This is a genomic window from Dyella sp. EPa41 (assembly GCF_016586165.1).
GTDB lineage: Bacteria > Pseudomonadota > Gammaproteobacteria > Xanthomonadales > Rhodanobacteraceae > Dyella.
Genome location: NZ_BCPR01000063.1, coordinates 20,095 through 27,507, shown reverse-complemented (window position 1 = coordinate 27,507; position 7,413 = coordinate 20,095). Strand labels below are relative to the sequence as shown.

Genomic DNA, 7,413 nt, shown 5'->3' with positions numbered 1-7,413 from the left:
GTGGGAGCGCACCCTGTGCGCGACTCAACCCACGACCGGCTACATCCTTGCCGGCCTTGGCATCAACACCGCCAGCACGATCGCCGCGATGAACAATGCCGGCACGTCACCCCACAGGTGCCCCACATGCTCGGCATGGCTCAAGGCCTGCACCGCCATGACAGCGCCATGCACCACGCTGGACCACACGGTGAACCAGATCAGGCTGAGGTTGGCGAACGGATCGCGAGCGGCCCGTATGAGGAACACGCCCAGCGTGGCGTAGATGCCCACGATCATCATCGGGTAATCCGAATAGCCTTCGTGCCACGCCCATCCGGACGGCCAAGCCCGCATCAGCGGATAGAGGGCCAGGCACAGGACGCCCACTGCCACGAGGGTGATGCGCAGCAACTTCAAACGCGATGGATCGCTCATCAAAGTCACCTCGGCAACGGCGGCGAGGTGGACAGTGTATGCCTGCCGGCCGGGCGGCGCCGTCAGAGCTTGCGCGTCATGAACACGCTGTATGGATCTTCCAGGTAATCGGCGAACGGACCGCAGTAGCTGAAGCCGAACCTCGCATACAGCTCACGGGCGGGCACGAAGGCTGCGGGCGAACCGGTTTCCAGGCTCAGGCGCTGGTACCCGCGATGCCTCGCTTCGTCCAGGATGTGCTGCAGCATGCGTGCAGCCACGCCCTTGCGCCGATGACGATGCGAAGTGCGCATCGACTTGATCTCCCCGTGCGTCGCGTCGAGCTGCTTGATGGCGCCGCACCCAAGCAGTTCGCCGTCCTGCCATAGCGTCCAGAAGGTGATCTCCGGCCGGCGGAGCTTTTCCAGATCGAGTGCGTGGATGCTCTCGGGCGGCGAATGCAGCGCCATGTCGTCCAAATGCTCCTGCAGCAACGCGGCGATCTCCGGGCCACGCAGGTCGTCGATGCGCAGTTCCATGGACATGACGGTCTCGATCAGGATGCCAGCGGCAACGATAGCTGCCACGAGACGCCGAAGCGATCATCCAGCCAGCCGAAGCGCGGACTGAAACCGTAATCGTCCAGCGGCATCAGTACCTGCCCGCCCTCGGACAGCACCGCGAAGGCATGATCCAGCGCGTCGACGGTGTCGAACTCCACGAAGATCGAACTGGCCGGCGTGAACGAGAAGCCGTGCTTGATCGGACTGTCCGAACACATGAACTCGCGACCGCATAGGGAAAAGCGCGCGACCTTGATGGTGCCTTCAGGGCCGGGCCCGCCTTTGGGGTAGCGCTCGACGCCCAGCATCCGCGATTCGGGAAGCGTGGCGAAATACAGATCCAGGGCTTGTTGCGCGTTACCCTGGAACATCAGGAATGGCGTCGCTTGGGTCATGGAGCTGCTCCATCCGCGCGGGATGCCAGTCTACGCGACGCTGCCACGGGCTGCAGGCCGCGCGTCACGCGGACCGGTAACGGCACGTGCACGCCCCAGCCTGCGGCGACAGCGGCTCAGAGGACACCAAGCCCTTCGATGCCCACGATCTGGTGGCCATCAAAACCCGCCAGTTCGGCGAAACGACGGCCACGCTCGGCATAGTCGTGGAACTGATCGAAGCTCGGTGCCCCGGGCGAAAGCAGGATGGTGCCTCCTGGCGGTGTCAGCTCGCGTGCACGAGCCACGGCCTTGGCCAGATCGCCCGTCTCTTCGACGGCCACGCCTGCCGCGCGCAGCGCCTGCGCAATGCGCGGACCGTTCGCGCCCTGCGCCACGATGGCATGGGGGGCATGCCGCTTCGCCTCGGTGACGAAAACGCTCCAGTCGAGCCCGCGGTCATGACCGCCGACGAGCACGGTGACCCGACGGCCTTCGAGGCTGCCCAGCGCCGCAAGCGTCGCCTGCGGCGTGGTGCTGATCGAATCGTTGATCCAGGCGAAGCCGTCGTGTTCGCCCAGTGGCTGCAGACGATGCGGCAATGGCCGGAAGCTCGCCAACGCATCGGCGGCGGCGAGCGCATCGAACCCCATGACCTCGAGCGCCGTCAAGGCGGCGCAGGCGTTGAGCGCATTGTGTTCGCCCGGCGCGCGCAGCTGCGAAACATCGAACACCTGCGCCGCGCCACGACGGATGAAACCACCCGCGACATGCCAGCCTTCGACCTGGCCGAACAGGCGGCGGTGCGGGTGGAGGGCCGTGCGCTCCAGCAGATAAGGCTGGTTGGCGTTCACCAGCAACTGCTTCGACGCATCGGCCAGCTTCAACTTGTCGGCGATGTAGCGCTCGCGCGAACCGTGCCAGTCGAGATGTTCCTCGTAGAGGCTGGTGATGACGCCCAACTCCACCGGACCGGCCTCACCCGTCTGGAAGCTGGAGAGCTCGATCGCCCACAGGTCGGCCGAGGCGTCCACCAGTTCGAGCATCGGCATGCCGATGTTGCCGGCCAGCGCCGTGCGCACGCCGAGGCTTCGCGCCAGATGCGCGAGCAAGGCGGTCGTGGTGCTCTTGCCCTTGGTGCCGGTGATGGCGACGACGCGCGCATCGGGCCGTTCGGCGAACCAGAGCGAGGTGCCGGAGGTGACGCGCACGCCCGCTTCCTGCGCGGCGACGAGCGCCGGCTTGTACGCGGAAATGCCGGGCGACTTCACCACCACGTCGAATGACGCCAGCGCGATGGCATCGGGTTCGTGTCCGCGCACGGCGAGCGACGCATCGAACAATGACGCGGCGGCCGCCTCGGCCTCGCTGCAAAACAACGTCAACGGCAGTTGCGGCCAACGCGAACGGATCGCCGCGATGGCGGCGCGCCCTTCGCGGCCGAACCCCCAGATGGCCACACGCTTGCCATCGAGATCGGCGATGCGCAGCGGCTGGCTCACTCGAAGAACGCCAGCGCGGGTTGCAGGCGCTTGGGGATGCGGTGCTCCGGCGACGGCTGCAACCAGGGTTCGATGGCGAGCTCCTTTTCATCGAGCTGCGGCAGGATCTCGCTGCGGAAGCGCGCCACCAGCGCATCTTCCTGCCACTCCGGCCGCTGGCTCAACGCATACATCGCGGCGCGCGCCTCGGCGCCCTCGCCCACGCACTCGAACGGCTTGTGATCCTGGTATTCCAGCAGCGCATCGAAACCGGCAGCGAGGTTCTCGTCGTCGAGCAGGTTGCGGCCGAAGATCGACAGCAGGCGCGGCTTGGCCAGGAACGGCGCCAGCGCAAGGAACACGAAATGGCACTTCGGGCACTGCCCGCACCAGCGATCCGCCGGTTTGGGGCCGAGGATCCTGAAGTTGCGGTTGCAGCTGGAGAACGCGTCGAAATACGGCGTGAGCCTGGCGAACGTGCGCGTCACGGCCAGCTCCGAGTACGGACGCAGCAGCGAGCAGTAATCGAGGTCGGCCGCCACGTGCCGGTGCAGCCAGTCGCCAAGCAGTGCTTCGAAGGCGTAGCCCTTGCTCCACTGGTGATTGACCAGCTGGCCTTCGTATTCCAGCGTGGCGGCGGACGCCGAGCGCTCGTTGGCAAAAGCGATGCTGTCGTAGCCGTACAGGATGGCGGCCACGGCGAGGATCGCCGAGTTCACCGCCGTCACCGGGATATGGCCGTTCCATGCACCCAGCCGGTTCAGTTCGAACAGGCCAGGCGCCAGCTCGCGCTGGATGTTGAGCAGGGCCAAGCCGGTGCGCTCGGCGCAGGCGGCGATCAACGGCGAGTTGCCGACCCACACGGCGGTCGCTTCACCGCCCATGGATTTGATGGCTTCCACCGCGACCAGCGAATCCTTGCCGCCGCCGATCGGCACCAGGGTGCGATGCGGCAGGCTGAGCGCCTTCGCTTCGGGCTTCGCCGCGCCGCCCCGCGGGAAGGCGATGCGGCCACGCAGGTCCAGGCCGTTGCGATAGGCGAACTCGGCCAGGCCGTGCAGGTACAGCGCATCGAGCAGATTGGCCGTGCCATCGTCCAGCGGACCACCGGCCACCTCGATGCGGGGCGGCACGCCGGCTTTGTAGTAGCTGACGCCGGCGATGAGGTGCAACAGCTTCAGCGCTTCGTCGAAAGCGGCCTGGTGATGCGCCGGAATGGCGGGCGCGTGCGGGAAGCTCACGCGCTCGATCAGTTCCTCGCCATGGTCGAAGGCGTACACCAGCTCGGCCACGCCGTCGGCATAGCTGCACCGCACGAAGCGGAATACCTGGGTCAGGCGGGGGTTGATGTTGGTCGTCACTCTCAAGTCTCCGCGAGCATTGCTCCCTCTCCCCTTCGGGGAGAGGGTTGGGGTGAGGGGCGGGGCTGGCCAGAACGTCCCCAATGGCCCCGAGCACCCCATCAAGATTCTTCAAGACGTCATTGTTCCAGAAACGCAGCACCCTGTAGCCCATGGCTTGCGCTCGTCATAAATCTGTTTATCGCCATGCCGGCGCCACGCTGCCTCGATCGGGACGGCACACGCGCCAGCCTCTGCAGTACCGTCATTCCGGCGCAGGCCGGAATCCAGTGCGTGGGACTTTGCCTGTGCAGCGCAATCCATGCGTTGCCGTCGCTGGATTCCGGCCTGCGCCGGAATGACGAGCGAAAGCCCCCTCTCCTCCATGGAAAGGGAGCCACGAGCTTATTCGAGGATGATTTCCTCGGCCTCGTCCCGCAGGTTGTACGGCGAGGACATCACCTTGCCGTACGCGCCGGCCTGGGCCACCAGCATCACGTCGCCCTCCTGCGGTTCCGGCAGGCGGCGGTCGGTGCCGAGCACGTCGCCGCTTTCGCAGATCGGCCCGACCACCTGGAACAGCGCGGTGGCCGGCTCATCCAGCCGGGTCAGGTTGACGATCTCGTGCCAGGCTTCGTACAGCGCCGGACGGATCAGGCTGTTCATGCCGGTGTCCACGCCGAGGTAGCGGATGGTGCCGTTGCCCTTGCCCTTGGTCTGGGTGACACGGGTGAGCAGTACGCCAGCCTCGGCCACCAGGTAACGGCCCGGCTCCATCCACAGCTTGTAGTGCGGATAAGCGGCCTTCACCTCGCGCAGCACCTTGTCCAGCGCGGCGATGTCCAGTCGCGCCTCGCCCGGATGCGACGGCACGCCGAGGCCGCCGCCGATGTCCAGGAAGGTCACGCTGCCGATGCGCTCGGCGATGCTGGCGAGCTGCCCGTAGACCTCGCCCCAGTGCCCGTCGTCGAGGATGCCCGAGCCCAGGTGCGCATGCAGGCCACGCACGGTCACCCCATGCGTGTCGGCCAGGCGCAGGAAAGCATCCAGTTGCTCCACCGGCAAGCCGAACTTGCTGCCGCTGCCGCCGGTGCGCACCTTCTCGTGATGGCCAAGCCCACGACCGAGATCGAGGCGAAGCACGACCTCGCGGCCGCGGAACACTTCGCCCCAGTGCTCCAGCTGGTAGATGGAATCGAGCGACAGCGTGGCCCGGGTGGTGAGCGCCCACTCGTAGTCCTCGCGCGGCGCGAAGTTCGGCGTGAACAACAGCGGCGCCGATTCGGGCACCACCGCCATCACGGCCTTCAGCTCGCCCGGCGAGACGCACTCGAACCCGAAACCCTCTTCCGCCAGCGCCTTGAGGATGGCCGGATGCGTATTGGCCTTCACCGCGTAATGCAGGCGATCGACCGCCGCCAGCGTCTTCAATTCACGCGCCTGCTGACGCACCGTCGGCAGGTGATAGACGTAACGTGGCGTGTGCTCGGCGCCGAGCTTGAGCAGGTCGGCGCGACGGCCGTCACGCCACCACGAAGCCGCCGGCGGCAATACCTCGCCGCTGCCGTACAGCGCCTGCCAGCTCGGGCCGAACAGCGCGCTGTCGTCGGTGCGCAGCGCACCCGCCGTGATCAGCAGCTCGTGCAGATGCGGCAGCAGTTCGTCGACGACGTTCTCGTCCACCACGAAAGTGAGGTTCAGGTTGTTCGACGACTGCGAGATCATGTGCACGCGCAGCTGGCCGAATTCCGCCAGCACGCCCGACAGCGTGTGCAGCATCGAGCGCATGCCGCGGCCCACCAGGGTGATGGCCGCGCACGGCGCGATCACTTTCACGCGGCACACCTTGGCCAGGTCGCTGGCCAGCGCGGCGAGCGCGTCGGAGTCGAGCAGGTTCTCGGTGGGATCGAGCGAGACGGTCACGTTCGTCTCCGCCGAACCGATCATGTCCACCGACAGGCCATGCTGCTTGAAGTGCGCGAACACGTCGGCGAGGAAGCCGACCTGCTGCCACATGCCGACCGATTCCATCGACACCAGGGTGATGCCCTTGCGCGCGCTGATCGCCTTGACGCTCGGCGCATGCTCGCGCACCTCCGGGCCGATGAAGGTGCCTTCCAGCTCGGGCCGGTTGGTGTCCTTGATCAGCAGCGGCACGCGTGGCTCGCGCAGCGGCGAAAGGCAACGCGGGTGCAGCACCTTGGCGCCGGTGGAGGCGATTTCCTGGGCCTCTTCGTAATCCAGCCGCTGCAGCAGGCGGGCGCTGGGCACCTGGCGCGGATTGGCGGTGAACATGCCCGCCACGTCCGTCCAGATTTCCACGCGCTGCGCTTTCAGCAAGGCGCCGAAGTACGAGGCGGACGTGTCCGAGCCGCCGCGGCCCAGCAGCACCGTGCGGCCCTGCGATTCGCGCGCGATGAAGCCCTGCGTGATGAACACGTCGCCAAGCTCCGCGAGCCTCGCGTTCAACGCCGGATCCGGCTTGCACTCGACCATTGCCGAAAGCAGCTTGGTGCGTTCGTTCTGGTTGGGCAGCGCGATGGCGGAGAGGCAATCGCGCGCGTCCACCCATTGCGTGGGCAGGCCACTGTGGGTTAGGAACGCCGAGCCCAGCGCGCTGGACATCAGCTCGCCATGCGCCTGCACCAGCGCCGACCAGGCGAGTTCGCCCAGCAGCGACGGGCCGTCCTCGGCGAGCTGCGCGAGCTCGGCGAGGCGGTCGGCCAAAATACCCGGAACCGCCAGCTGCATGTGATCGAGCAGGTCGTAGTGACGCTGTGCGATCGCCTTGGCAGCCTCGATGCGTTTGCCCTTGTCTTCCTGTGCGCACAGTTGTTTGAGTGCGTCGGTGATGCCGGAGAGTGCCGAAACGACAACCAGCACGCGCGCGCCTTCGGCGCGACGGCTGGCCACCAGCTCCAGAATGTTCTGCCAGCGCGGCAGGGTGGCGACACTGGTGCCGCCAAACTTCATCACGATCCAGGATGCGTCAGCAGGAAGCGACGCGGGGCTTTGCGGGTTCACGAGTACCTTCGTTGGTGGTTGGGGAAAGCAATTCCATGAGTGTTGCGCCGCAGCAGGCGGAATGCAACTGCCGCGGGCGATGGACGTTTGGATGGCTAAATGCGGTGGAGTATGGAACGCCCTGCCCTTTGCAGATAAAGCCCCTCTCCCTTCGGGAGAGGGGTTGGGGTGAGGGTGCGGGGCTTGCGTGACATCCAACTTTCGCTCCGAACGCACCCTCATCCGCCTGCCGGCA

General features: G+C 66.5%; 6 protein-coding genes and 1 pseudogene. All 7 read right to left on the bottom strand.

The annotated features are described in order from the left end of the window. Positions 1 to 39 precede the first annotated feature (39 nt). The 7 genes and pseudogenes from JMF82_RS17060 to JMF82_RS17035 all read right to left on the bottom strand — a co-directional run bounded on the left by JMF82_RS17060 (position 40) and on the right by JMF82_RS17035 (position 7,178). Entirely contained in the window at positions 40 to 417 is a 378-nt protein-coding gene (locus JMF82_RS17060) for a DUF6632 domain-containing protein (RefSeq protein ID WP_201315747.1), read from the bottom strand. Between the two features lie 62 nt (positions 418 to 479). Beyond that, complete coding sequence (locus JMF82_RS17055) at positions 480 to 941, bottom strand: GNAT family N-acetyltransferase (protein WP_307837987.1); 462 nt, start codon at positions 939 to 941, stop codon at positions 480 to 482. Positions 942 to 952: 11 nt separating this feature from the next. Beyond that, positions 953 to 1,354, bottom strand: a complete 402-nt coding sequence (locus JMF82_RS17050; RefSeq protein ID WP_201315746.1) for a VOC family protein — start codon at positions 1,352 to 1,354, stop codon at positions 953 to 955. Positions 1,355 to 1,470: 116 nt separating this feature from the next. Further along, a complete protein-coding gene (gene murD, locus JMF82_RS17045) occupies positions 1,471 to 2,823 on the bottom strand; it encodes a UDP-N-acetylmuramoyl-L-alanine--D-glutamate ligase (RefSeq protein WP_201315749.1) in 1,353 nt (450 codons plus the stop codon). Positions 2,824 to 2,831: 8 nt separating this feature from the next. Continuing rightward, positions 2,832 to 4,175, bottom strand: a complete 1,344-nt coding sequence (gene murL / locus JMF82_RS22080) for a UDP-N-acetyl-alpha-D-muramoyl-L-alanyl-L-glutamate epimerase (RefSeq protein WP_236585536.1) — start codon at positions 4,173 to 4,175, stop codon at positions 2,832 to 2,834. A gap of 110 nt (positions 4,176 to 4,285) precedes the next feature. Then, positions 4,286 to 4,329, bottom strand: a pseudogene (locus tag JMF82_RS22245) (endonuclease domain-containing protein); the annotation flags it as partial. A 230-nt stretch (positions 4,330 to 4,559) separates the two neighbouring features. Beyond that, on the bottom strand, positions 4,560 to 7,178 hold the full coding sequence (locus tag JMF82_RS17035) for a bifunctional aspartate kinase/diaminopimelate decarboxylase (RefSeq protein ID WP_255560168.1): 2,619 nt from the start codon (positions 7,176 to 7,178) through the stop codon (positions 4,560 to 4,562). Between the last annotated feature and the right edge of the window lie 235 nt (positions 7,179 to 7,413).